The organism is Streptomyces sp. ISL-11 (genome assembly GCF_018614525.1).
Classification (GTDB): Bacteria; Actinomycetota; Actinomycetes; order Streptomycetales; family Streptomycetaceae; genus Streptomyces.
The window spans coordinates 31,618-56,533 of record NZ_JAGGOL010000004.1; the positions used below are offsets into that span (position 1 = coordinate 31,618).

General features: G+C 73.8%; 15 protein-coding genes. 5 read left to right on the top strand and 10 right to left on the bottom strand.

Translation table 11 applies throughout. The annotated features are described in order from the left end of the window. Window positions 1-127 precede the first annotated feature (127 nt). The 3 genes from J7E86_RS00745 to J7E86_RS00755 all read right to left on the bottom strand — a co-directional run bounded on the left by J7E86_RS00745 (window position 128) and on the right by J7E86_RS00755 (window position 2,595). Window positions 128-331: a DUF397 domain-containing protein gene (locus J7E86_RS00745; protein WP_215078623.1), complete on the bottom strand. Its 204-nt coding sequence runs from the start codon at window positions 329-331 to the stop codon at window positions 128-130. A 195-nt stretch (window positions 332-526) separates the two neighbouring features. Continuing rightward, window positions 527-1,384: a helix-turn-helix transcriptional regulator gene (locus J7E86_RS00750; protein WP_215078625.1), complete on the bottom strand. Its 858-nt coding sequence runs from the start codon at window positions 1,382-1,384 to the stop codon at window positions 527-529. Window positions 1,385-1,818: 434 nt separating this feature from the next. Beyond that, window positions 1,819-2,595 carry a GPP34 family phosphoprotein gene (locus J7E86_RS00755; RefSeq protein WP_215078626.1) on the bottom strand — a complete coding sequence of 259 codons (777 nt, stop codon included), beginning with the start codon at window positions 2,593-2,595 and terminating at the stop codon, window positions 1,819-1,821. Window positions 2,596-3,039: 444 nt separating this feature from the next. Here J7E86_RS00755 and J7E86_RS00760 point away from each other — a divergent pair, with 444 nt between their 5' ends. Both J7E86_RS00760 and J7E86_RS00765 read left to right on the top strand, forming a co-directional pair. Then, window positions 3,040-5,766 (top strand): serine hydrolase, encoded by a 2,727-nt coding sequence (locus J7E86_RS00760; RefSeq protein ID WP_308312420.1) that lies wholly within the window; start codon window positions 3,040-3,042, stop codon window positions 5,764-5,766. Between the two features lie 203 nt (window positions 5,767-5,969). Further along, window positions 5,970-7,847, top strand: a complete 1,878-nt coding sequence (locus J7E86_RS00765; protein WP_374223749.1) for an MFS transporter — start codon at window positions 5,970-5,972, stop codon at window positions 7,845-7,847. A gap of 103 nt (window positions 7,848-7,950) precedes the next feature. Here the strand turns inward: J7E86_RS00765 and J7E86_RS00770 are convergent, their stop codons facing one another. Genes J7E86_RS00770 through J7E86_RS00785 form a run of 4 tightly spaced genes read right to left on the bottom strand, consistent with a single transcriptional unit; the run spans window position 7,951 to window position 15,671 of the window. Then, a complete protein-coding gene (locus J7E86_RS00770) occupies window positions 7,951-10,182 on the bottom strand; it encodes a hypothetical protein (RefSeq protein ID WP_215078628.1) in 2,232 nt (743 codons plus the stop codon). Then, window positions 10,179-11,654, bottom strand: coding sequence for a vWA domain-containing protein (locus J7E86_RS31500; RefSeq protein ID WP_215078630.1), 1,476 nt, complete (start codon window positions 11,652-11,654; stop codon window positions 10,179-10,181). Before J7E86_RS31500 ends, J7E86_RS00770 begins: the two co-directional genes overlap by 4 nt. Window positions 11,655-11,667: 13 nt before the next feature. Then, window positions 11,668-13,941, bottom strand: a complete 2,274-nt coding sequence (locus J7E86_RS00780) for a serine/threonine-protein kinase (RefSeq protein ID WP_215078632.1) — start codon at window positions 13,939-13,941, stop codon at window positions 11,668-11,670. Beyond that, on the bottom strand, window positions 13,938-15,671 hold the full coding sequence (locus tag J7E86_RS00785; protein ID WP_215078634.1) for a serine protease: 1,734 nt from the start codon (window positions 15,669-15,671) through the stop codon (window positions 13,938-13,940). The genes J7E86_RS00780 and J7E86_RS00785 overlap by 4 nt, the downstream gene beginning before the upstream one ends. A gap of 369 nt (window positions 15,672-16,040) precedes the next feature. Here J7E86_RS00785 and J7E86_RS00790 point away from each other — a divergent pair, with 369 nt between their 5' ends. Both J7E86_RS00790 and J7E86_RS00795 read left to right on the top strand, forming a co-directional pair. Further along, window positions 16,041-16,622, top strand: a complete 582-nt coding sequence (locus J7E86_RS00790) for a hypothetical protein (RefSeq protein WP_215078636.1) — start codon at window positions 16,041-16,043, stop codon at window positions 16,620-16,622. 1,404 nt (window positions 16,623-18,026) lie between these two features. After that, on the top strand, window positions 18,027-18,704 hold the full coding sequence (locus tag J7E86_RS00795; protein ID WP_308312421.1) for a class F sortase: 678 nt from the start codon (window positions 18,027-18,029) through the stop codon (window positions 18,702-18,704). Here J7E86_RS00795 and J7E86_RS00800 read toward each other — a convergent pair. Further along, on the bottom strand, window positions 18,649-19,179 hold the full coding sequence (locus J7E86_RS00800) for a MarR family winged helix-turn-helix transcriptional regulator (RefSeq protein WP_215078638.1): 531 nt from the start codon (window positions 19,177-19,179) through the stop codon (window positions 18,649-18,651). The genes J7E86_RS00795 and J7E86_RS00800 overlap by 56 nt on opposite strands. 92 nt (window positions 19,180-19,271) lie before the next feature. Between J7E86_RS00800 and J7E86_RS00805 the strand changes: the two genes are divergently transcribed. Beyond that, the gene (locus tag J7E86_RS00805) at window positions 19,272-20,369 is read left to right on the top strand and encodes a questin oxidase family protein (RefSeq protein ID WP_215078640.1); all 1,098 of its coding nucleotides are present in this window, start codon (window positions 19,272-19,274) and stop codon (window positions 20,367-20,369) included. Between the two features lie 335 nt (window positions 20,370-20,704). On the opposite strand, the gene recQ is transcribed toward J7E86_RS00805, so the two are convergent. Then, a complete protein-coding gene (gene recQ, locus J7E86_RS00810) occupies window positions 20,705-22,585 on the bottom strand; it encodes a DNA helicase RecQ (RefSeq protein WP_215078642.1) in 1,881 nt (626 codons plus the stop codon). A gap of 163 nt (window positions 22,586-22,748) precedes the next feature. Continuing rightward, window positions 22,749-24,803 (bottom strand): restriction endonuclease, encoded by a 2,055-nt coding sequence (locus J7E86_RS00815; RefSeq protein WP_215078644.1) that lies wholly within the window; start codon window positions 24,801-24,803, stop codon window positions 22,749-22,751. Between the last annotated feature and the right edge of the window lie 113 nt (window positions 24,804-24,916).

Here is a 24,916-nt window from a genome sequence, read left to right on the forward strand (position 1 = left end):
CAGAGGCATTGCGGCCGCACAGGCCCCCGCACGGCCGAGCCCTCTCGGCCGGGACGGCGCACCAGGCGAGAGGGCTCTGCGCGGAACTGCACTATGGGGTGGTGAAAGGATCTATCGGCCGCATCCGTCAGAGGTCGTAAGAGCCGTCGGTAACGGTCGCCACGAACGCGGTCCAGGCATCCGGGGTGAAGCCCAGGACAGGGCCCTGGGTGTCCTTGGAGTCACGCACCGCAATGGACCGGGGGAGAGGAGAGGCGACCTCCACGCAGTCGCCGTTGGCCAGCGAGTACGAGGACTTCCGCCACGTGGTGTTTCCCTGCTGGATGGCCATGATTGCTCCCAATTGCTTGGTAGTGCCTTGGTGAGTATTGCCTTCCTCGGAACGCCGGTAGAAGCACCGGTTTGCCGAGGTGCGACCGACGGTACGCGCCAACATCAGCTTATGAATGGCGCGTTCACTCGACCGGATGGCTATACCGAAAGGCTCTTCCCCATTGGGTGATGGCCGGTGTACGGTGCGGCCCCTTCAGTCGGCCCACTCCTCCGCGACCCGGTCGATGAACTGCCGGGAGTGGTCCGCGTTCAATGCCTGCATCCGCAAATGCTCATACATCACGCTGTACGTCTGGACATCATTGGGCTTTTCCAGATAAAGGTCGCTGGTGATTCCTTCCAGATAGACCGTGCTGGCGTCCTGCGGATCGGTGAACTCCAGGATGGAGAACTTCCCGTACATCCCCGGGTGCGCACCCACGTCGTACGGCAGCACCTGCACGGTGATGTGCGGTTCCATGCTGAACCGCACCAGCTGCCGCATCTGTTCGCGCATGATCGAACGGCTGCCGACGATGCGCCGCAGCGCGGATTCGTCGATGACCGCCCACAGGCGCAGCGGGTTCTCCGGCTCGGTGATTCGTTCCTGCCGCCGCATCCGCACCTGTACGCGGCGCTCGATGTCGGCCGCGGTGGCCTCCGGCCAGGAGCCCTCCGTCACCGCGCTCGCGTAGTTGGGCGTCTGCAACAGGCCCGGTACGAGCGACGCCTCGTACACCCGCAGCGAGGCGGCGTCGGTCTCCAGGCCGATGTAGACGCTGTAGGGAATGTCGCCGAAGGCGTGCCACCAGCCCTGCTGCCGCGACTCCTTCGCCATCTGCATCAGCGAATCGACGATGCGGTGGTCCTCGACCCCGTACACCCCGCACAGGTCACGGACATCGCGCTGACTGATGCTGCGGCGGCCGTTCTCCAGCCGGCTGATCTTCGACTGCGAGACCAGTAGCCGCTCGGCCACCTCCTCGGCGGTCATGCCTTTGAGTTCGCGGAGCTTGCGCAGCTCCTGCCCCAATCGGCGGCGCCTGACGGTGGGGTTGACACTGGACGCCACGGGACGCACCTCCGGCTCCGTCATGCTCTGTCTCCTGACCTCGCAGCCTGCCACCACTGGCCGGGGCGGCGCTGGAAAATGCCGACACAGAGTCCGCTCTCGGTGAGGCGTGACGTGCGGTGATCCTGATACGCCGGATACGTCTGCGCGGGGTGGAGGACCGTTCCGCCATCCCGGGCGGCCGGCCCACCACCCCGCGCGATGTTGCGGCTCCCGAACCGGCCGGGGGAATCGCGGGTGCGGTCTGCTGGAGCTGCGGCGTGCTGAGAGTGTGCTGCGTGGTGCTGTGAGGTACTGCGGTGGGTGGTGCCGGGGGCTGTCGCCCCGAGGGTGGTGCGGAACCGCCGGCGCTGCGGCCGTGCCGGGACTGCGCGGCGCGGTGACGGCGCCCGGCGGTGTAACGGTTCACCGGCTGGGGGACCGGTTTTGAGCGGTTACGAGGCGCCGGCGCGGGCCATGACGGCCGTTCCGTGCGCCACAGGCTGCGCGGTGACCCCTGAGGCCCCCACGGTGGCCCGTACGGTCGTCGTACGGCGGCCCGGTCCATTGCCGTTGCCGGCGGGTGCCGGCGTACGACGCGGCTGGGCGGCGGCGCCGTTCTGCACATCCATCACGGCGTGGGCCACGAGCCCGCCCATCGGGTCGTGCCTGATCAGATCCCGGAGCCTGGAGCGGGAGGACCGCCCCTCGTTACCGGGGTAGAGATGCTTGCCGAGACCCACCGCGTGCGCGAGCGCGGCCAGCGCCGCGGTCCGCGGGTCCGGCGGCACGCCGGTGCGGATCGCGCTGTCCAGCCGGGACCTGATCTCCCGGCTGATCGCGGTGTCCGTCGCCTGATAGCGAGTTGTCGGCAGTACCCCGCACATCTGGCCCGCCACGGCATGCACCATGCCGCACCGCTCCAGGTGCGTGAGATACGTCTGGCGCAGCCCCAGCCGGGGCCCGCCGATCCAGTGGACCGCGCGGACCGGACTGCCGCGGCGACGCAGCAGCTCCAGCGCGGAGTCCAGTGTCGGATCTCCTGTCGGCCGTGGCATCACCACGGCGATACGATCCCCGTCCGGGGCTATCCGTCCGGCCAGAGCCAGCTCCACTAGCTGTGCTCCGGCGAGACCCAGGTCGAGCGACTGCGGCTGCGCCGTGGTTCCCGTGGTCGGGTCCAAGGCGAGCAGCAGAAGCTCCTCCGGAATTGTTCTGCGGCTCCTGCCCATCCATGCCTCCCCGCGTGGATGAGTGACAGGGTGACCCCTCTCACATTGGTCTGTCGAGAGTGCGTGGTGGCTTCGGGTGGGAACCGGTAGGTATGTCGTCTCGTCTTGCACGAGGGTGAGGCCAGTCGAACCCCACTGACGGCGCTGTTGCGCGGTGGCGCGACGGCGACACAGGACACTGGTAAGCGTTGTGAAGGTTCGGGCGGCGGGGCGCGGAGCGCCTCGCGGCGGCGTATGGCGTGGGAATTCGAGGAGGCATCGGTGGCGGGCGAGTCCCCCGACAAGTCGAAGCAGCGGAAGTCGTCGGGGGAGACGACTGGCGGCGAGCGCGACCCGAGGCTCGGAGTTTTCCGGGAAACCGGCCGGCCGGAGCCGGAGCGGTCTCCGGGTGCTGCGAGCAAGGATTCCCGTTCCGCGGAGGGCGCGGGGGCCGCGCCGGAGGACGTGACCTCGCGTTCCTCCGTACGGGCGGAAACCGCATCGGATTCCGATGCGGATGCAAAGCCGGCGGGCGAGCCCGCCGGTTCCGGAACCTCCGGAGGGTCGGACGTCCCGCCGCGTGACGCGCGCCTGAAGGAGGCCGTCGCGGCATGGGTGGCCGTCTCCGAGGACGAGCCGTCCTCGGCGCGGCCGAAGGGCGAGGGCGAGGGCGCCGGTAAGGGTTCCGGTTCCGCGGATCGCCCGGAGGGCGAGGGTTCCGGGGCCGCCGAGCGCCCCGCAAAGGTTCCGGCCGACCGTGCCACCGCCGTTTTCGGCGCGGTGCGCCCGAAGGGTGACGGTTCCGGTTCCGGCGATGCCTCCGACGGCGTCAGCGGGTCCGGCCCTGCCAAGGACCTGAAGACACCCGCCGGCCGTGCCGACGAGGGTTCCGGTTCCGCCGATGCCTCCAACGGCGCCGACGAGCCCCGTCCCGCCAAGGACGCGAAGGCTCCGGCCGACCGTGCCACCGCCGTCTTCGGCGCGGTGCGCCCGAAGGGTGACGGTTCCGGTTCCGGCGACGCCTCCGCGAAGGACGGCGTCGATGAGTCCGGTTCCGCCAAGGCCGCGAAGGCTCCCGCCGGCCGCGCCGGTGAGGGTTCCGGTTCCGGTGATGCCTCCGACGGCGGCAACGGGTCCGGTTCCCCCAAGGCCCCCGCCAAGGACGCCGACGCGCCCGCCGACCGCGCCACGGCCGTCTTCGGCATGGTGAAGCCCAAGGCCGCGGCCGCCTCCGAGGCTCCGGCCTCCGGTGACGTCCAGGCGAAGGCTCCCGCCGACCAGCCCACGGCCGTCTTCGGCGCCGTGAAGCCCAAGGGCGCGGCCGACTCCAAGGCGCCCGCCTCCGGCGAGACCCCGGCCAAGGCGCCCGCCAAGGGCACCGGCGTGGACCGGCCCACCGCCGCCTTCGGTGCGGTGAAGCCGAAGGCCGACGCCGGCACCCCGGCCAAGGCACCCGCCAAGGCCGCCGACGCCGACACCCCGGCCAAGACCCCCGCCGACCAGCCCACCGCCGTCTTCGGTGCCGTGAAGCCCAAGCAGGGCCCGGCCCCCGACAAGCCCGCCGTCTCCGTCGATCAGCCGACCGAGCTGCTCAAGGCACCCGACGTGAAGGGCGCCGCAGGGCGGAAGGGCGCCGCGGAGTCGGACTCGGAGAAGACCAGCCAGTTCGTACCGCTGAAGTCCCTCGACGAAGCGGCGGCGAAGGCGAAGCCCGCCGCCAGGCCGAAGCCCGGGTCGGCCCCCGCCGCCAAGCCGGAGAGCGCGCCCAAGCCGGCCATACCGGTCAGCGTCACCCCGCCCGCCGCCGCGCCGAAGGCGAAGGTGCCGGCGCCCAAGCCGCCCGTACCCGGACCCGGGGCGGGAGCCTCGGCCGAGCCCGCCGCAGGCGGACCCGCCGCGCCGCTCGACCTGCTCGCGCAGCTGACGAACACCCCGCCGCCGCCGGAGACCCCGGTCCGCACGGCCGTGCGCCGGGTCAAGATCTGGACGCCGCTGGTCCTGCTCCTGGTGATCGTCTTCTGCGTCGTGCAGGCGTTCCGCCCGCTGCCGGCACCGAAGCTCTCGGTCGCCTCGGCCAAGGCCACGTACGCGTTCGGCGGCGAGAGGTTCGCCATGCCGTGGCCCGACCAGGGCCAGGCCGCGGCGAAGGTCGTCGGCGTCGGCAGCCTGGGCACGTACGGCGAGGAGAAGCCCGTACCGACGGCGAGCGTCGCCAAGGTCATGACGGCGTACGTGATTCTTAAGAATCACCCGCTGAAGAAGGGCGACAAGGGCCAGGAGGTCGAGGTCGACGCCGAGGCCGAGCAGGAGTCGGGGTCCACGGACGAGTCGCGGGTGACGCTGCGCAAGGGCGAGAAGTTCACGCAGTACGACCTGCTGCAGATGCTGCTCATCCCCTCCGGCAACAACGCGGCCCGCCTGCTGGCGCGCTGGGACGCCGGGACCCGGGACGCGTTCGTGGCGAAGATGAACGCCGCCGCCAAGGACCTGGGCATGACCAGGACGACGTACACCGACCCCAGCGGCTTCGACAAGACGACCGTGAGCACGGCCGTCGACCAGCTGAAGCTCGCCGAGGCGGTCATGAAGGACGAGGTCTTCAAGGAGATCGTCGCCAAGCCCAACGCCGACGTCCCCGGCCAGCACCTCAACAACAACAACGACACCCTGCTGCTCAAGGTGGGTGTGCTCGGCATCAAGACCGGTTCGAGTACCCCGGCCGGCGGCACGCTGATGTGGGCCGCCAAGCGGACCGTCGGCGGCAAGGAGCACCAGATCCTCGGCGTCACGATGGACCAGCACTTCAAGGACGGTCCGGACCCGAACGCCGAGAACAGCCTGACGATGGTCAAGAACGTCAGCTACAAGATGATCAAGTCGGTGCAGGACACCCTCACCTCCGTCAAGATCGTCAAGAAGGGCGAGGTCGTCGGTTACGTCGACGACGGCCTGGGCGGCCGCACCCCCCTCGTCGCCACGCGCGACCTGACGGGCGCCGGCTGGCCCGGCATGACGGCCAAGCTCACCATCGGCAAGGGCGGCAAGAAGACGCTGCCGCACGCCGCGAAGGCGGGCACCGAGATCGGCGAGCTGACCGTCGGCAGCGGCACCGGCGCGATGACGGTGCCGGTGGCGCTCAAGAAGGCGCTGGACGAGCCGTCCTTCGGGGCGAAGCTGACGCGCCTCGGCTGACGCCCGCCGCAGGGCCGTGGGCGGCTCCTGGTCCGTACGAGTGCGTACGGACCGGGAGCCGTTTCGCGGTTCCTGTGCGGGAGCGCGGGCGTGCTAGCGTCGCGAGGGTTTGGGCGCGGCCCATCCGCGTGCCGCTGCCGGAAGGCCGCCGGGACAGTGTGACGATGGGGGAAGACCCTCGGGGGAAGACGGGGAGTACCGCAGTGACCACCGTGGGGCCCGCACGGGCAGGGAAGCCGCAGCAGCCGGGCGAGCGGAGCGAGGGCAGCCCCTCCTCCCGGATACGGGCGGGCGCCGCCGCCCCGGAGCCGGGTTCCGGCCGTCCGGGCGCGCGTGAGCGGCTGCGGAACGCCGGCCGCGCACTGGCCCGCCGGCCCGTCGCGACCACCCTCCTCACCGCCGCCGTGCTGCACGTGATGTGGGTGTTCGTCTTCGCCAACAGCGGCGGTGACCTCGCCGCCCAGGACGCCTGGGCGGAGTTCGCGCTCCAGCACCCCACCTCGGCGTACAACCTGTCGTGGTACGGCGGGATGCACCCGGTCTCGTACAGCGCGATCTCGCCCTACCTGATGGCCCAGCTGGGCGTCCGACCCACCATGATGATCGCGGGCACCGGCTCGGCCGGGCTGCTCGCCCTGCTGCTGGTGCGCAGCCGTGCCGTGCGGCGCCCGCTGTGGCCGGCCCTCTACGGCACGGTCGCCCTGACCTGCAACGCGATCTCCGGCCGGGTGACGTTCGGGCTCGGCATGATGTTCGGCCTGGCCGCCGTGGCGGCGGTCTTCGCCTGGCCCGTGCGCTGGCGCTCCGAGCGCAAGTACCGCTGGGCGCGGGCCGTGCTGGCCGGTGCGATGGCCGCGCTGGCGACGGCGTCCAGCCCGGTCGCGGGCCTGTTCGTGGGCATAGTGGCGGCCGCGCTGTGGCTCGGCAAGCGCCGCCCGGCCGCCTACACGCTGGGGCTGCCGCCGGTCGCGGTGGTCGCCCTGTCGGCGTGGATGTTCCCCTTCTCCGGCCGGCAGCCGATGTTCATCGCCTCGGTGATCCTTCCGCTGCTCAGCGGCATCTTCGGGATCGTCTTCGTCCCCAAGGAGTGGCGCACCGTCCGGGCCGTGTCGGCCCTCTACACCCTCGGCGTCCTGCTGGTCTGGCTGATCCCCTCGCAGATCGGCACGAACATCTCCCGGCTTGGCATGGTCTTCGGCGGTGTCGTGCTCGTCGCCGTCCTCACCGAGCGCAAGCTGCCGCCGCGCGCCGAGCTGCTGCGCAGCGCCCGGAACTGGACCGCGCTCGTCCTCGCCCTGGCGACCTGCACCATCTGGCAGGGCGCCATCGCCATCGGCGACATCCTGCACACCACGCCCGCCGCGTCCTGGGCCCGTGAGCTGGCGCCGGTGGTCGACCGGCTCCAGCGGGTGGACGCCGGCCGCGGCCGCGTCGAGGTCGTGCCCGCCCGCAGCCACCGCGAGGCGTCCGCCCTCGCCCCGTACTTCAACCTGGCGCGCGGCTGGAACCGGCAGGCGGACCGCGAGCGCAACCCGCTCTTCTACGAACCGGACATGCTGACCCCCGCCAGCTACCGCGCCTGGCTCGACCGCTGGGCGGTGCACTACGTGGTGCTGCCCGTCGGCGAGCCGGACCCCGCCGCCAAGGACGAGGCCAAGCTGGTCGCCAAGGGGCAGCCGTACCTGCGCGAGGTGTGGTCCGACACCAACTGGAAGCTGTACGAGGTCGACGCGCCGACACCGCTGGCCGACCCGCCGGCGGTCGTGGAGCGGGCCGTCGCCGACGAGCTGACGATCACGGTGAAGGAGGCGGGACCGGTCCTGATCCGCATCCCGTACTCGCCCTGGCTGGGCCTGCTGGACAAGTCCGGCAAGGCCGTCCAGGCCCCTAAGGCCGGCCCTCACGGCGAGCCGCCCGTCAACGTCCACGGCTGTCTGTCCAAGCAGATCCAGGAGGCGCGGGCGGGCCAGCCCGAGGACGACTGGACGATGCTGTACGCGCCGAGCGCGGGTACGTATCGGATTGCCGCGAAGTACAAGCTCCCTCGCGGGACGGGTTGCCCGGAGGAGCTGCTGCGCTAGGGGTGTGCGGCGGATTCTGCCGCGGGCCGTCTTTGCCGCCTGCGGCGGCGGGCGCCCTGCGGGCGCGTCCTCAAGCGCCGGACGGGCTTGATTGTGGCTGGGCTCAGCCGCAGACGGCGCCGGGCGTCAGATACCGGCCGTCGGCCTTGAGCTGGTCCTTCACGGCGTCGAGGTAGTCCGTCACCCGCTTCAGGTTCGCCTCGTCGGGCCTGCTCAGGTAGTCCAGGACGCCGTGCTGGAAGGCGGAGCGCATCCGCAGGGGCATCACGTCCGAGGCGTCGAGGCACAGGCGCGCCCCGTCGTGCAGCTCCTTGTCGATGCGCGCGTTGAGCTTCTCGCCGGGCGGCGGCGCGGCCAGGGGGTTGGCGAAGAAGGGGCGCAGGGGATTGCCCGCGGCCGACGCGCCGGGACCGGGTTCGGTCCACGCCTTCTGCGCGTCCCGGGTGAGGAAGCGCAGCAGTTTGCGGGTCTGCGGGCTGTCGCGGAACAGCGTGGCGAAGTCGGCGGAGACCTCCCGGGCCCTGGAGCTGCCGTCGAGGCCGGGCAGCACGTCGCGGGAGAGGGCGAAGGACGCGCCGGAGCCCTCCCGGTAGGTGGCGCGGATGAAGGAGCCCTGGTGCTGGAGGGCGCAGGTGGTCTTCTCCCCCTTGCCGGCCGGGAAGGGGCCCTGGGTGAAGTCCTGCGCGAGCGCGGACCGGGCCGAGCCGGCCCCGATGAGCCGGCCGAGGTAGCGCCACGCGTCCTTGACCGCGTCCGAGGACCAGGCCAGGTCTCCGCGCACCCACCGCGCGTAGGCCGTCTCGTCGTGCTGCTGGAGCAGGATGTCCTCGACCCAGTCGGTGCCCGGCCAGCCGGAGGTGGCGTCCCCTCCCATGCCCGCGCACCACGGGCCGCCCCGGGCGGCGAGCGCGGCCGGTTGCCCGCGGGTGGGGTCGAACCACACGACGCTCTTGAGGTCGACCTTGACGGGGACGGCGTAGACCGGGCCGTCCGCGGGTGTCCACGGCTTTCCGTACGAGGCGAGTTCGGCCTTGCTCAGGACCGGGTCGGGGCCGTCGTCGAGGCGGCGCAGCTGCCGGTCGGCGAGGTATTCGGAGACCTCGCCGACGCCGGGCAGGATCGCGAGGTCGGGCGCGGCGCCCGCGTTCACCCGGGAGATCAGCACGTCGCGCAGGGAGGTGGTGCCCTGATAGGAGACGGCGATGTGCTCCTCGCGGCTGAAGCGGTCCAGCACCGCGCGGAACCGCTTGCCCTCCTCACCGGTCCACGGGGCGACGACGGTGACCCTGCTCCGGCCCCCGCCGCGCTGGTCGCCGAAGCCGACGGCGCCGAACAGCACCAGCCACAGGGCGAGGAGCGCCGCGGTGACCTGGTGGGTGCGCGGCCGTGCGCCCGGGCGGTGGAGGGCCTTCTCGAAGCGGTACTCCTCGACGCGCGGCTGGAGCCCGGTGACGACCAGCGCGGCGACGACGAAGCCGGCCAGCGGGATCCAGCCGGTGGCCCCGGCCCGCCAGTGGGTGCCGGCCAGGGTGTCCCGCACCCCGTTCAGCGTCTCCTTGGTGATCCACGAGGTGTGCAGCCGGTCCGCCGCCGCACCCAGCCGGTGCTGGATGAAGAGGCTGAAGTACGTCAGCGGTGCCACGGCGGCCACCAGCGCCGTCGCCGCCGCCAGGGGCGGGTTGAGCCGGCGCCGGAACCGCAGGCGCAGCGAGCGCTGGGTGTCGACGAGCAGCCACACCAGCGCGCCGCAGAAGACGTACGCCATGATCCAGGTGAGCCACAGCAGGACGCCGAAGGACGCCTGGCCGTTCAGCACGGCGCGCTGCCGGTTCTGCACGTGGTCGAGCAGCGGCACGATGCCGCTGCCCTCGCGGGTCAGGGTGCGGTGCGCGTAGCCCATGTAGGAGCCGTGCAGGACGGGGTTGCCGACGTTGCGGGCGGCCTGCTGGATCAGGAAGTCGTAGGAGGAGACCAGCCCGGTCGCGGTGCGCAGGGTCTCCTGTCCGTCGCCCCGGGCGACCGTGCTCTGGGCGGCCTTCTCCAGGCTCTGCTCGGCGGCGTTCAGATCGGCGCGGTACTTCTCGCCCGGCCCCTCGACCGGGGCGGTGCCACGGTCGCCGAGGTTCCCGCTCGCCTCCCGGTACGAGTCCAGCAGCGCCGTCCGGGCCCCGGCGACCTGTGCCATCGCCGGCGCCGTCCGGCCCGACACCGCACCCGCGTTCCGGCTGACGCCGTAGTACGCGGCCAGCAGGGTGCCGCAGGCCAGGACCGTGGCCGTCAGCAGGACGGCCAGGCGGCGTATGAGGTACGGGCGGGTGCCGGCGGCGTCGGTCATGCGGGGTTTCCCGGGGTGGGCGTGAGGGCGAGGCCGCAGCCGGTGCAGTGCTGGTCGGTGCCCGCCGACACGCGCCCGCACCGCGGGCAGGCCCGGTCCGCGCTCTCGCGCGGCGGCGGCACGGCGCGGGGGAGCGGCTGCGGTGGTTCCGTCCAGCGGGTGCTGTGGCCCTCCGCGACCCAGGCGGAGTTGAGGTCGCCCGGCGAGAGGTCGCCGCGCAGCCCCACCTCGCCGCCCGGCAGGTCGGCCCGCACCAGCCGGCCGAGGCGGCGCAGCATCTTCTCGTCGCCCAGCTCGCCGGCCAGCCGCAGCGCCCGCCCCCACTCGGCCCGCGCGGTCTCGCGGTCCCCGCGCTCGTACGCCTCGCAGCCGGCGGTGACGGCACGGCCGAGGTCGGCGTAGCCGCCGTAGTGGGCGACGCGCGGGTGGACGTGGGTGGACAGGGCGTGGTCGTCGGTCCAGTGGATCAGCAGCGAGCCGGGCGGGGGGAGGGCGAGCGGCGGTGTGCCCCCGGCGGGGCCCGGGGCCAGGGAGACCAGGGCCGCCTGGAGGTCCCGGCCCCGCGGGTCGCCGGCCGGCTCGGCGGTGACGCACAGCTGGAACTCGCGGGTCTCGTCGCCCCAGGCGCCGGTCGGGAACTCCACGGTCAGGTCGTCGAGGCGGACGCCCTCGCCGGTGAGGTCCAGCTCGACGGGGAAGACCTGCTTGAAGAAGGCCAGTTCGCTGCCCTCGCGCAGGCTGACCCGGATCCGTAGGTCGGGCAGCGCCTTGGCCATGGCGCTGGTCATCATCGCGCGGAACTCCGCCTCCAGGTCGCTGTCGTCCTCGACCGCGTCCGCGACCCCGTGCAGCCGGCCCGCGATGCCGCGCAGCTCGGTGGCGGCCCACTGGCCGCCGATGCCGCGCGCGTCGCAGGTGAACCGGCCCGCGCAGGCGTCCAGCGCGCGCTCCAGCTCGCCGGGCCGGTCGTGTTCGTCGCGGCCGTCGGTCAGCAGCAGGGCGTGCCGGATGGGGGCGTCCTGCGCGGAGAGGAGGCCGAGGGCGCAGGTGAGCCAGGCGGCGATCGCGGTGCCGCCGGCGGCGACGAGACCCGCCGCGACATGGGCGGCGTCGCCCCGGGAGTCGGGCCCGGCGACCGCCATCCGCCCGTCCGGCGGATAGACGACGCGCGCCCGGTCGGTGCCCTCGACCAGGGCGAAGCGGGTGCCGTCGCGCAGCACCTCGACGGCCGCCGCGGCGGCCCGGCGGGCGGCGGCCATCTTGGTGCTGGGCCAGTTCATCGAGCCGGAGCAGTCGATGACGATGACCTCGGCGCAGTCGGCGCGCCCGGCGAGCCGGTCCAGGCCGTCGGCCTCGACGGTGAGGATGGCGTGGGCCGACCCCTTGCCGCCCGCGGGCAGGTACTTGTTCTGGTCCAGTCGCGTGGTGAAGGCGGGTCGCGGGGCCCCGCCGGGGCCCTGGGCTCTGCTCATCTGCTCCCCCTGGTCAGAAGCGGGTCTTGGGTCGGACGCGGTTGGCCAGGTCGACCAGGGTGCCGAGGCCGGCCGGGGTGCCGGCCTGCCGGGCCAGGCCGCGCAGCTTCTGTTCGAGCCGGCCGCGGATGGTGAACTCCTCGTCGTCCGTGCCGAAGAGCCCGCCGCCGGCCCGTTCCTCGGCGGGTGTGGTGTCCGCCCGTATCCAGTCCAGGGCGACGTCGAGCAGCTCGGCCTCCAGCCGGTCGCGGGCCGGCCCGGTGCGGTGGCCCTCGTCGAGGTAGAGCCGGGGCAGCCGGGTGAACGCCTCGGTGAGGTGGGTCAGCCCCGGCAGGCCCCGCCCCTGGTCGGCGCAGAGCCGTCCGGCCAGGACGCGCACGCACGCGGTGCGGGCGGCGTCGTGGTGGCGGGAGACCTCGGGCACCCCGCTGAGCAGGTCGACGGCGCCCGTGCGGTCGCCGTCGCCGAGCCGCAGCCGGGCCAGGCCGAAGGCCGCGCTGCCCTGCGAGCGGTTGCGCCGCCACACGGCCTGGTAGAAGCGCTCGGCGGCGCCGGTGTCGCCGCGGCGCTCGGCGCAGTAGCCGAGGGCGAGCTTGGGCGCGTACTCCCCGGGCAGATCGCTGTAGACGCGGTCGAACTCCCGCTCGGCCGCGTCGGTGTCGCGGCGCGCCAGCCCCAGCAGCCCCCGGTGCCACTTGATCCGCCAGTCGTGCGGGGCGGCCTCCGGGTCGAGCGCGGCCGTCGCGGCCGCCAGGCGCTCGTCGGCGGCGTCGAGTTCGCCCAGCTCCAGGTGGGCACGGCACTGCCGCAGGGCGATCTCCGGAGAGGTGATGCCGGAGGCGCTCAGCTGCTGGATGAGACGGGCCGGCCCGCTGGTCGTGGGCTGGGCGAGGAGCGCGGCGGCGGGGTCGTCCGGGTGCGGGTAGGGCACGGGCAGGTCCAGCGGGACCCGCTCGGGGGCGGGCAGTCCGGTGTCGAGCAACGGGCGCCGCGGGCCGGACAGCCAGCGCTCCAGCGGCGGTACGCGCCCGAGCGAGGCGTCCAGCAGGGCGGCGGTGGGGGCGAACAGGGTGGACGGCTCGGGGAGTTCCTCCCCGGTGCGCAGCGACCGGATCTCCCGGAGCACGCCGCGCAGCTGCTCGGCCATGTCGCGCGCGCTGGGGAAGCGGGCGAGCGGCTCGGCGGCCGTGGCGCGGGCGACGGCACGTTCGTAGGACTCCTCGCCCAGGCCCGGCGGGCGCTCCGCGGCCTCGTCGGAGAGGGCCCGCAGGGTCATGCCGGCGCTGAAGAGGTCCGACCGCACGGAGAGGCCGTCCGCCAGGCGCTGCGCCACCTCGGGGGCCAGATAGCCGCGGGCGCCCAGGACCGGGCCGCCGTTCCTGCCGAGCACCCGGACGCCGCCGAGGTCGATGAGCTTCACGCGCTTGCCGTGGTGCATCACGTTGTTGGGCTTGAGGTCGCAGTAGACCAGGCCGTCGCGGTGCAGGTAGTCGAGCGCCTCCAGGATGTGGCAGCCGTAGGCGAGGACGTACTCGAAGACGCGCGGCTCGCCGAAGGGGCCCTCGCGGCGGGTGATGCGGTCGCGGACCTGGGAGAGCGACATGCCGCCCACGAACTCCATGACGATGTAGTCCGTGCCCTCGTCGCCCGGGGCGCCGCTCCGGCCCGGGTACGTCACGTAGTTGATGATCCGGACGATGCCGGGGTGGTCGAGGCGGGTCAGATGGTCCCGCTCCTCGCGCAGGCCCACGGGGTCGTCCTTGTGGATGAGCCCCTTGAGGGCGACCGGGCGTTGCCTGAGGTGGATGTCCTTGGCGAGGTACACCCAGCCGAGGCCGCCGTTGGCGATGCAGCCGACCACGCGGTACTGCTCGCCGACCAGGTCGCCGGGTGCCAGCTGCGGGGTGAAGTCGAAGGGGTGGCCGCAGGTGGGGCAGTAGCCCTTGATGAGGGCGGGCTGCCCGGCGTACGAGCGGCCGACGACGGTGGTGCAGCCGTGCCGGCCGCAGATCCTGCCGCCCGGCGGCACGTGCTGGTCCGTGACGACCAGGTCCTCGGGGGACGGGGTGCCGACGACGGGCAGGTCGAGCGGGCCGTCACCGGCCGGGCCGACGGTGAACAGCCCGTCGGTGGCCCTTCTGCGCCGGGTGCCGGCGGTGGGCGGGCTCTCCGCCAGGGTGCCGCCGCGCGGCGCGGGCACGGGGCGGCCGGTGACGCGGCAGAAGCCGGTGCCGTCGGCGGAGCAGCCCCGGCAGTCGGGGCGTTCGCAGTCGGCGGTCGCTGTCATGGCCGGTCGCCTCCTCGCGGGCGGTGCGTGTGACGGCGTACGGCCTCGGCGAACAGCGCCACGGCCCGCGCCGCCTCGGCCAGGTCGCAGGGCGCCCGGTAGAGCAGGTCGTGGGCGGCGCGGTAGAGGGGCCCGGCGGTCCGGTCCTCCCCCAGCCCGCGGTCCGCGAGCAGCGCGAAGAACCCCTCCAGGCGGCCGCGCAGTTCGTCGCGGCGGGCGATGGCCTCCTCGGCCTGCGCGATCGCCTTCTCGACCTTCAGGTAGACCGATTCCACGGCGCTCTCGAAGGCGGTGAGCCGGTCCAGGGAGTCCGGGCCGCCGAGCCGCGGGTCGTAGCGCAGCTCGGTCAGGTACAGGCGCAGCCCGGCGGCCTCGTGCGGCACGGGGCGTACGGGCGTGATCAGCGCGGCCCGGTCGTGGGCGACGCGCTCGCGGCGGGCGATGAGTTCGATGCGCTCGCGGACCCGGTCCAGGCGGGCGGTGATCTCGTCCTTGCGGGGATCGGCCATCCTCCGTGCCAGCTCCAGGCTCTGCGATGCGGGGTTACGGAACACCAGGAGGAACCGCGCGCCCCGGGCGGCGAGTATGTCGGCGAACTCCATGAGCGCGAGCGGGTCCTCGGCGTAGTCGACCCCCTCGGCGACGATCGTCAGCGGCACGGCCCGGATCTCGCCGAAGCGGCCCACGGCGCACTCGCCGTTGCCCGTGCGCAGCCCGAGCCGGTCGGCGACCCGCTCGGCGACCATGGCGACGGTGGCGCCGGAGACGTCGAGGGCGAGGTCGACGCTGCCGACGGGCGGCACGGTGTCGGGGGCGTCGGTGCCGCAGCCCGCCGACCGCGCGGAGCCTTGCGGGTCGGCCGACACCTCGCGGTCGGCCAGCGCGACGGTGCGGCTCAGGGTCGCGGCCAGCGTCGACTCGCCCTTCTTGATGACGATCGCCTCGATGTTCCGGGAGCCGTTCGCGCCCTCGAACCAGCGGGCCAGCGAGCGGGCGAACTCCTGGTCGCGCGGGGCGCCTCGGGGCACGGAGGGCAGGTCGTTGCCGCGCCGGCCGCCCACGTGCTCGTCGATCCGCGGCAGGTGCCGGACGACGGTCTCGATCGGGATCATGTACGACAGGTGCAGCCGCTGGCCGGTGGGCGCGTCGATCGTGCGGTCGTCGTAGCGGCTGACGACCATGCCCAGCACCTGGCGGGTCTCCACGTCGGTGACGGCGGCCCCGCTGAAGCCGGGCCGCACCGTCTCCGCCGGCGTTCTCGGCGTCATCTGCACCCACTCGCCGCGCGGGCCGCAGGGTCCGTCGAGCGTCGCCCAGAAGTAGACGCCGTCGCGGAGCCCGCGGGCGCTGGGGTGCCCGAACATCCGGACCGTCCGGCCGGGGGTCGGGGCCACCCGGTGCAGCGGGGCCGCGTGCCGGGCGTGCTGCGGCTCGGCCAGCTTGAGCAGGGCCACGTCGCCCCGGGAGTCGGCCTGTTCCGGCACCCAGCAGCCCTCGGCGACCCGGGCCCGCACCGGCGCCGCCGCGGGCACGCCGACCAGCTCCACGAGGACTTCGCCGTCCGGCTCCGGGCCGCCGTCCCAGGGGATGACGTGAGCGCAGGTCAGCACGGCGTCGACACCCAGCAGAATCCCGGCGCCGAGCATGTCACCGCCGACCGTGGAAATGCGTACCCGCCAAGTCTCTTCGAACTCTTGGTCGTTGACGGGAAAGTCACGCTGCTCCCCCATGGGCGCAGAGCATACGCGCGGGGGCTCCCGAAGTGACCCCTTGTGAGCCCTGGGTCACCGTTCTGTGGGGTGGAGGGGGGCGTGCGGGAGTGGTGGGGCGGGAGGCTGGGTGGGGGCTGGGTCACCCATTCGCCGTGATCGGGTACGGCCATGTCCGCTCACCTGGGTAACCGGTCGATCACCTGCTGTGACCTGCCGTTACGTCGTCCCGTAGGGGTGGTGCGCGGCGGCGGACGAGGGGGTTTCGGCGCCGCGCCGGGGTGCGCGGGCGGCGGAACGCCGGTTCCCTCGGCTCGTAGGAGCGCGGAACCCCCCATTCCTTCTCCTGGCACATCGGTGTGCCGCGTCCGCGCTCACGGAGGAACAAGCATGCGTACAGCACGAGTGCTCACCGGGACCGCCCTGACCATAGCTGCCCTCGGGCTGGCGAGTGGCCCCGCCCTGGCCGTGGACGTCGAGAAGCTGGAGGTCACGCCGGACTCCGCACAGCCCGGCACGATGGTCACGGTGAACACCACCACCTGCGGCGCCGGCGGGGCGGCCATGGGTGACGCCAGCGCGGTCGGCGGCCCGGCCTCGTTCGAACTCAAGCCGGGCACGCAGAAGGAGGTCGTGGTCGGCCAGTTCACGGTCCCGGCCAAGGCCAGGGCGGGCACCTACGGCATCGGCGTCCGGTGCAAGTCCGGCAAGGAGGCCACCGGCGATCTGGTCGTCACGGCCAAGGACGGCGCGATGGCTCCTGCCACCGCTCCCACCATGGCCCCCTCCGGCGGCATGAAGACAGCCCCCGCGACGGCCCCTGCCACGGCCCCCTCCGGCGGCATGAAGACCGGTGTCGGCTCCACCAGCGACGACTCCGGCATGGCCGAGATCGTGGCCGGTGCGGCGATCCTGGCCACGGCGGCCGTCGGCGGCACGTGGTTCATGCGCCGGCGCGGCGACCGGGCTTGACGGCGAGCGCTCCTGTCCGGCAGGTCCCCACCCTGGTCCCCGCGCGCACGAGCGCCCGGGGGCCGGGGTGCGGGGTGTGTCGCGGGGGCGAGGGGAGACGAGATGTCCCAGAGGCAGGGCGGCCGCCGGTCCCGCAAGCGGGGCGCGGCGCGCCGCGCTCGCGACGCCCGCCAGAGGGAGGCCCTCAGGGGCCGCGCACGGGAAGCCCTCCGGGCGGGGGAGGTGACGGGGGGCGGGAGCCCGGCCAGGGAAGGGGTGGTTCGTCCGTCCCGGAAGGCGAAGGGAGATTCCGGGCGTGGGGGTGGCGGTGAGGCCCGCCGGGTGCGGGCGGAAGAGACTCGCAGGCCCGGCGGGGGGTCGGAGGCCGGCGGTTCCTCGGGTGCGGATTCGCTTGCGGCGATGGATGCCCCTTCGTCGGCCGGGGATGCCCGAGACCGGCCGGAGGGAGCCTGTCCGGCCTGGCCGGGGGGTGCCGTTCGAGGCCGGGTAGGGGATGCGCGCGGGGTCGAGGTGGGGGACCTCGACCGGAGTCGGCCGGAGGGTGCCGGCCGGGATCAGCTGGGGGATGTTGTCGGAGTGCGGGCGGGGAGCACCTGCCCATCCGGTGCGGAGAGTTCCGGTGGGAGCGGGTCGAAGGGCTCGGGTCGGGCCTGGCCGGGGGACATCGCCCGAGTCCGGGCAGGGAGCATCCGCGGAACCGGCCTTGAGGGCGCGCGCCGAGCCGAGCCTGAGGGCGCGCGCCGAGCCGAGCCTGAGGGCGCGCGCCGAGCCGAGCCTGAGGGCGCGCGCCGAGCCGAGCCCGAGGACGCCGACCGAACCGGTCCGGAGGGTCTCGGCCGGAGCCGGCCGGAGGGCTTCGGCCGGGCTTGGCCGGGGGGCGTCGTTCGAGTTCGGGCACGGGACGCCCGCCGAACCGCCCCCGAGGACGCCCGCCGAACCGCCCCCGAGGACGCCCGCCGACCCGGTCCGGAGCGCATCCGCCGAGCCTGGCCGTGGGGCATCCGCCGGCCCCGTCCGGACGGCAGCGTCCGAGTCCGGGTATGGGGCGCCCGCCGCGCCGGCCCGGAGGACGCCCGCCGACCCGGTCCGGAGCGCATCCGCCGAGCCCGGCCGTGGGGCATTCGTCGGCTCCGTCCGGACGGCAGCGTCCGAGTCCGGGTATGGGGCGCCCGCCGCGCCGGCCCGGAGGACGCCGACCGAACCGTCCCCGGCGACGCCCGCCGCACCGCCCCCGGCGACGCCCGCCGCACCGCCCCCGGCGACGCCGTCCGACCCGGTCCGGAGGACACCCAGTGGTCGGGCAGGCCCCACGCCCGCCCCCGGGGGCAAGCCATCCGGCGCCCGGGCCGCCCCCCTCGAACCCGTCCGGAGGACATCGCGCACCGCAAGGCCGTCGTCGCCGTCGTGCTCGCGGTCGCCCTCTGTCTCGGGAGCTGGCTGATACGGAACGGCGTCGACGCGCAGGATCCGCCGCCGCAGCCGTCCGCCTCCGAGGCGTTTCCGGCGGTCGTGCCGGCCGGGCCGGTGAAGGGCGCGGCGCCGCTGCCGGCCGCCAGGCCCACGCGCCTGCGGATCCCCGCCATCCGCGTCGACGCCCCGATGACGCCGCTCGCGCTGCTCCCCGACCGCAGCCTCTCCAGCCCGCCCGAGGACGACCGCAACCTCGCCGGCTGGTACGCCGGCGGCACGTCACCCGGCGCGGTCGGCACCGCCATCGTCGCCGGACATGTCGACACGGCCGTCGGCCCCGCCGTCTTCTACGGTCTCGGCGCCCTGAAGCGAGGCCACACCGTCGAAGTGGCGCGCGCGGACGGTCGTACGGCCGTCTTCACCATCGACGCGATCGAGGTCTACAGCCGGACGGACTTCCCCTCGGCGAAGGTCTACGGGCCCTCCCCGCGAGCCGAGTTGAGGGTGATCACCTGCGGCGGCGGCTTCGACACCGAGGCCCAGGCGTACCTGGGCAACGTCGTCGTCTTCGCCCATCTCACGGACGTGCGCCGCGACCCCGTGCCCGGCGACTCCCTCACCGGGGCGTGGCGGAACCGTCCTGGGCCTGTGCTTCCCGCGCCCACGCCGTGAGGCCCGCGACGAACCCCGCCCGGTCGCGCGCCGAGAGGCTGTCGAGCGCCCGCAGCAGCGGCCGCGAGCGCGAGGCGATGAACGCCCGGACCGCCGGCAGCCGGCTCTCCGCGATCGCGACGAGCGTGCGGCGCCGGTTGGCCGGGTCCTCGCGCCGCTCGACCAGGCCGGCCCGGTCCAGGGCGCCGACCAGCTCGCTGGTGGTCGACAGCGACAGCCGCAGCCGGCGGGCCAACTCGCTCACCGCGAGCGGCTGTTCGGCCAGCAGCTGCGGGAGGACCGCGCCGTGCCGAGCGGTGAGGCCGTGCTCGTCGAAGACCGCCCGCAGCTCTCGCGGCATCTCGCTGGTGGCCTGGCGGATGTAGGGCGCGAGCAGCGGTACGAGGCCGATGGCCTCGGTCTCCTCGGGGGTGGGCAGCCGGGATTCCGGCCCTGAGTGGGGTCCGGGTGCTGCGCCGGTGCGGTCGTGCGGCATACTGCGAGTCTAGATGCTTCGGATATCCGAACCATTCTGATGTCCGAATCGATGCACGATGACCACGGACTGCTGGACCTGGGGAGGCCACCATGCCGACGACCGGTTACCGCGACGCGCTCAACGACGCCCTGGAGCGCCTGGACGACCTCGGCTACGAACGCGGGGGCGGCGCCGACCTCGCCAACCACGGCCCCATGGGCGCCGAGACCCTCGCCACCCTCGGCCACGGCGACGAGGTCGCCGGCTGGGTCGAGCGCTACCGCACCGCCATGCCCCACCACGACGTGCCCGCCCCGCGCTTCGCCCTCGACCCCGACGACGAGACGTCCTGGCGCCCCGCGCTCGGCGACTTCTCCCGCGCCGGCGACTGGGAACGGCTCTTCCACCGCGAACTCACCGACGCCGCCTGGCGCGACGTCCTCGTCCGCTGGTGGCCCCGCCTGCTCCCCGGCCTCCTCGCCGGCCTGACGCACGGCCTGATCCGCACCGCCCACGCCGTCCGCTCCCTGGCCGCCGCCGACGAGCCCACCCCGCACCAGCTCACCGAGCTCTCCCGCGGCCTCGCCTACTGGGCCGCCCGCTTCGCCCACCTGCCCGGCGAGGTCCGGATGAGCGGCCACCACGACCTGGCGGGCGCGATCGCCGCACTGCCGCGCACACCCTTCCCCGGCGAGCGCGGCCGCGCCGAGGCCGCGCGCCGCCTGGCCCGTCCCGACGGGCTCGCCGGATGGCCGCACGCGCTGGACTCCCTCGCCCCGGCCCGTACGCAGTGGCTGCTCAGCGAGATGACCACCGAGTTCGCCGGCGTCTACCTCGGCCACCCCGAGGTCTTCCCGATCCCGCTCGTGCACGGCGTCACCGCGCCCGCCGCCGTGCGCCTGGTCCTGCCGCACCTTCCCGAGCCGCTGCACGAGCCGACCCTGGCCGCGCTCTGGCACGTGCACGCCGCCCTACTGCTCGCCTTCACGGGCGACCGCGCCGGCGAGGCCACGGCGGCCGCGGAGGCGGCGGAGACCGAACTGCCGCCCTTCGGCGAACTCGCCGCCCGCGCGGTCGCACACGGCGACGAGCACGTACTGAAGTTCACGGAGGCGTGCGCGCGCGAGCACGCGCTGCGGCCCGACCCGCGCTACGGGGCTGCCGTGCTGGCGGCTCAGGAGCGGATCACGCCGATGGGGCGCGACTAGCCGTGTCCGGCGGATCATGTGAGAGGGCGCCGCAGGCCGTGTCGGCCGCACCACCGCTGCGCGGTGGTGTCCTCAAGCGCCGGACGGGCTGAAAGACGGCTGGGCTCAGCCCAAATCAAGCCCGTCCGGCGCTTGAGGACACGCCCGCAGGGCGCTCACCGCCGCAGGCGGCAGAGACGACCCGCTATCGAAGACCCATCGGACACGGCCTAGCCGTCCGGCGATCGAGGGCGGGGGCCCGGGCGGAGCCCCGTGGGGGCGCCTCCCGGCGGAGCCGGGGGAGGGAAGGGCGGGGTCAGAGTGGGAGAAACCCGCCCGCGCCCGCCCCAGCCACGTCACGCGGACGGGGCCGCCACCCCCGCCAACAGCTCCAGAATGGGCTCGCCGTACTTCGCCAGCTTGCTCTCGCCCACGCCGCTGACACCGCCCAGCTCGTCCAGCGACGCCGGTCCCGCCGTCGCGATCTCCCGCAACGTCGCGTCATGGAAGATCACATACGCCGGGACGCCCTGCTCCTTGGCCGTGGCCGCCCGCCACGCCCGCAGCGACTCGAAGACCGGCACCGCCTCGGCGGGCAGGTCGACGGGGACGGCCCGCTTGCTCGACCCGGACCCGGACCCCGACTTCGACGAGCCCTTCCGCGCCGGCTTCTCCGGCTCGCGCCGCAACAGCACCTCGCGCTGCCGGCCCAGCACCTCCGCGCTGGCGTCGGTCAGCACGAGCGTGCCGTAGTCGCCCTCGACGGCGAGCAGGCCCTGGGCCAGCAGCTGCCGCACCACGCCCCGCCACTCCGCGACGCTCAGCTCCGTGCCGATGCCGAAGACGGTCAGGCCGTCGTGGTCGTGCTGGATGACCTTGGCGGTCTTCTTGCCCAGCAGAATGTCGATGATCTGCCCGGCCCCGAACTTCTGCCGCCGCTCCCGGGCCAGCCGCAGTACCGCCGAGAGGAACTTCTGGGCGGCGACGGTGCCGTCCCAGGTCTCGGCGGGCGTCAGGCACGTGTCGCAGTTGCCGCACGCGGTGCTCCGCTGCCCGAAGTACGCGAGCAGCCCCACCCGGCGGCACTCCACCGTCTCGCACAGCGCCAGCATCGTGTCGAGGTGCGCGCCCAGCTTGCGGCGGTGGGCGTCGTCGCCCTCCGAACCGTCGATCATCTTGCGCTGCTGGACCACGTCCTGCAGCCCGTACGCCAGCCAGGCCGTCGACGGCTGGCCGTCGCGCCCGGCGCGGCCGGTTTCCTGGTAGTAGCCCTCGACGGACTTCGGCAGGTCGAGGTGGGCGACGAAGCGCACGTCCGGCTTGTCGATGCCCATGCCGAAGGCGATCGTGGCCACCACGACCACACCGTCCTCACGCAGGAACCGCGCCTGGTTCGCGGCGCGCACCCGGGCGTCCAGCCCCGCGTGGTACGGCACGGCGTCGATGCCGTGGCCGGCCAGGAAGGCGGCCGTGTCCTCCACGCTCTTGCGCGACAGGCAGTACACGACGCCCGCGTCACCGTCGTGCTCGGTGCGCAGCAGTTCCAGGAGCTGCTTCCTGGGGTCGTTCTTCGGGACGATCCGGTACTGGATGTTGGGGCGGTCGAAGCTGGCGACGAAGTGCCGGGCGTCCTTCAGGTTCAGCCGGGCCGCGATCTCGCCGTGGGTGGCCTCCGTGGCCGTCGCGGTCAGCGCGATGCGCGGTACGTCCGGCCAGCGCTCGTGCAGCTGGGACAGGGCCAGGTAGTCGGGCCGGAAGTCGTGGCCCCACTGCGCCACGCAGTGGGCCTCGTCGATGGCGAACAGCGAGATCTTCCCGCGGTCGAGCAGCCGCAGCGTCGACTCCACGCGCAGCCGCTCCGGCGCCAGGTAGAGCAGGTCGATCTCGCCGGCCAGGAACTCCGCCTCCACCATCCGCCGCTCGTCCAGGTCCTGCGTGGAGTTCAGGAACCCGGCCCGGACACCGAGCGCCCGCAGCGCGTCGACCTGGTCCTGCATCAGGGCGATCAGCGGCGAGACGACGACCCCGACGCCCTGCCGTACGAGCGCGGGGATCTGGTAGCAGAGCGACTTGCCGCCGCCCGTGGGCATCAGGACAAGGGCGTCCCCACCTGCGCAGACGTGCTCGATGATGGCTTCCTGATCACCCCGGAACGCGTCATAACCGAAGACGCGCTGCAGGCAGCGCAGGGCCTCGCTGGTGTCGGGGGGACAGGCGGTCTCTGTGGGGTCGGCCATTCGGGAAGTCTACGAGGCCGGGCTGACACGAATGGGTGATGTGGATAAGTGGGCGAGCAGCGGCGGCCACCGGGACGCGCCGCACGGCGCGCCCGGCGAAGATCCCGGGAAGGCGTCACGGACAGAACCCCGGACAGAACCCCGGACAGGACCCCCGAAGGGATCAAGCCACCTCGATCCCGTACTCCTCCACCAGCGCCTCCAGCCCCTCCCGGTACCCCTGGCCGCCCAGCACGAAGTCCCAGTCGCCGTTGGCGCGCCGGCGGAAGGAGCCCAGGACGAGCGCCGTCTCCCCGGGCCGCCCGTCGGAGACCTCCAGCTGCCCCAGCTCCGCGCCCGAGGCGTCGGACAGGCGGATCCGGGCATCGCTGAAGCCCGAGAGATCGGCCCCCGGGTTGATGTCCGGATCCACCGCCGCGACCAGCACCAGCCGGTCGGCGGCCGGCGGCAGCGCGTCGAAGGCGACCCGGAGGGCGGCCTTGTCGGCGGGGGCCGGCGGGACGGCGCGCACGGACCCGTCGGGGGTGGCCGGATTGTTGTAGAAGACGAAGTGATCGTCGCTGAGCACCCGGGCGCCCCGGCAGACCAGCGCGCAGATGTCGAGGGCGACCGTGCCGCCCCAGGACATGCCGAGCATGTTGTGATCACCGGTGGCGGCGTCGGCGGGGGGCGCGTCGGCGGTCCCCGCCGCCCGCGCCGACCGCTCCGGCGCACCGCCCAGCCGCCCGCGCAGCCCGTGCCGCCCCAGCAGCCCGACCAGCTCCTCGCCGGACACCAGGGTCAGCGGCTTGCCGTTGGCGAAGGCGTACGAACCGGGCCCGAAGCCCGAGGTCGTCACCAGCACGCCCTTGTTCGCGCCGGCGCCCTGCACCGTCCCGTACAGATCGCGCACCGCCGTCGGCGGCACCGTCTTGCGGTACCGCTTCACCTGCACGATGATCCGGCCCCCGCTGATCGGGTCCGGGTCCAGGGCCTCGACGTCCACGCCCCCGTCGTTGGAGCGCGTCGTCATCACCGCCCGCATCCCGCGGGCCCGGAACAGCTCGGCGACGAGCGCCTCGAACTCGACCGGGTCCATCTCGTACAGATCCGGGTCGTCACCGCCGCCGTGCGAGACGACCCCGTGCCCGACCTCGTCGGGCATCCGGCCCGGCCGCACGGCCGCGAGCTGGTCGGGGCGCGCGGACAACTGCCCGCCGAGCCCGTCGGTGAGACAGTCGACGGCGCTGACCTGCTCCAGCCGCAGCCCGGCGAAGACCGGACGGGTCGCGGTGACCGACGCCAGCACGATCTCGGCCCGGTGGCCGGTGGCGGGGTCGTGGTCGTCGACGAAGCCGTTGACGACGACGGACTCCAGCGCCCCGAACCCGTCGGCCGCGAAGAGGTCGCGCAGCACCAGCAGCACGCACTGGGCGAGCACGTCCCGGTGGACCGCCCGCCGCTGGGCGGCCGGCCGGGCCGTCTCCCTCTCCTGGTCCACGGAGGGCAGGTACCGCACGGCCTTGGCCTCCGGCACGATGTCGTACCCGGGCAGCTCCCAGGCGAGTACGAGCTGCCGGGCGCCCGGATCGTAGGCGGCGGACACCTGGTGCGGGAACTCCTCGGGCCAGGCGGCGGAGGCGTACAGGGCGGCGGAGAAGTACGCGACGACGGCCTCGGGATCGCGCCGCCGCAGCGCGTCGGTCATCTCCTCGATCTCGGCGTTGTGCCGTCTGATGTCGGCCGCCTGGGCCGCGGCCCACTGCTCGTACTGCTGCCGGTAGGCGGCCAACTGCCGCAGTCGCTGCGCCTCGGCGTCCTGCGCCGCTCGCAGGTCACGCTCGTAATCCCCCTGGGCGAAGCGGTACTGCCCCGGATCGGGCAGGAACACCGGATGGGCCAAGTGCCCCGGCTGGAACGGCTCGACCTCCTCCGGCCGGCGCAACGCCGCTGCCGTGAAGGCCGGCTCCCCGCACCCCGCGACCAGAATGCCCGTCAACTCCGCGACGCGCGCCTCGATCTCCTCGGTCCGCCGCCGCGCCTCGGCCTCCCGCCGCTGCCGGTAGGCGACCCGCTGCTCCCGGTCGAGCCGCGCCGCTTCCCGCTCGTGCGCCCGCTGCAGGCGCTCCTCTTCGCGCTGCGCCTGTATCCGCTCCCGGTGCTCGGCCTCCCGCTGCCGCTGCCGCTGGCGCTGCGACTCGGCCCAGACGCCTATCAATCCGTTGGAGCGGTGACTCATACGGTTTCCCGTCCTCCCCCCGGGACCCCCGAAGTCCCGAACCCACACACCGGCCCCGGCAACCGACGTCAAGGGTCGACTTTAGTCACATTAAACGATGTCCCGTAAGGGGC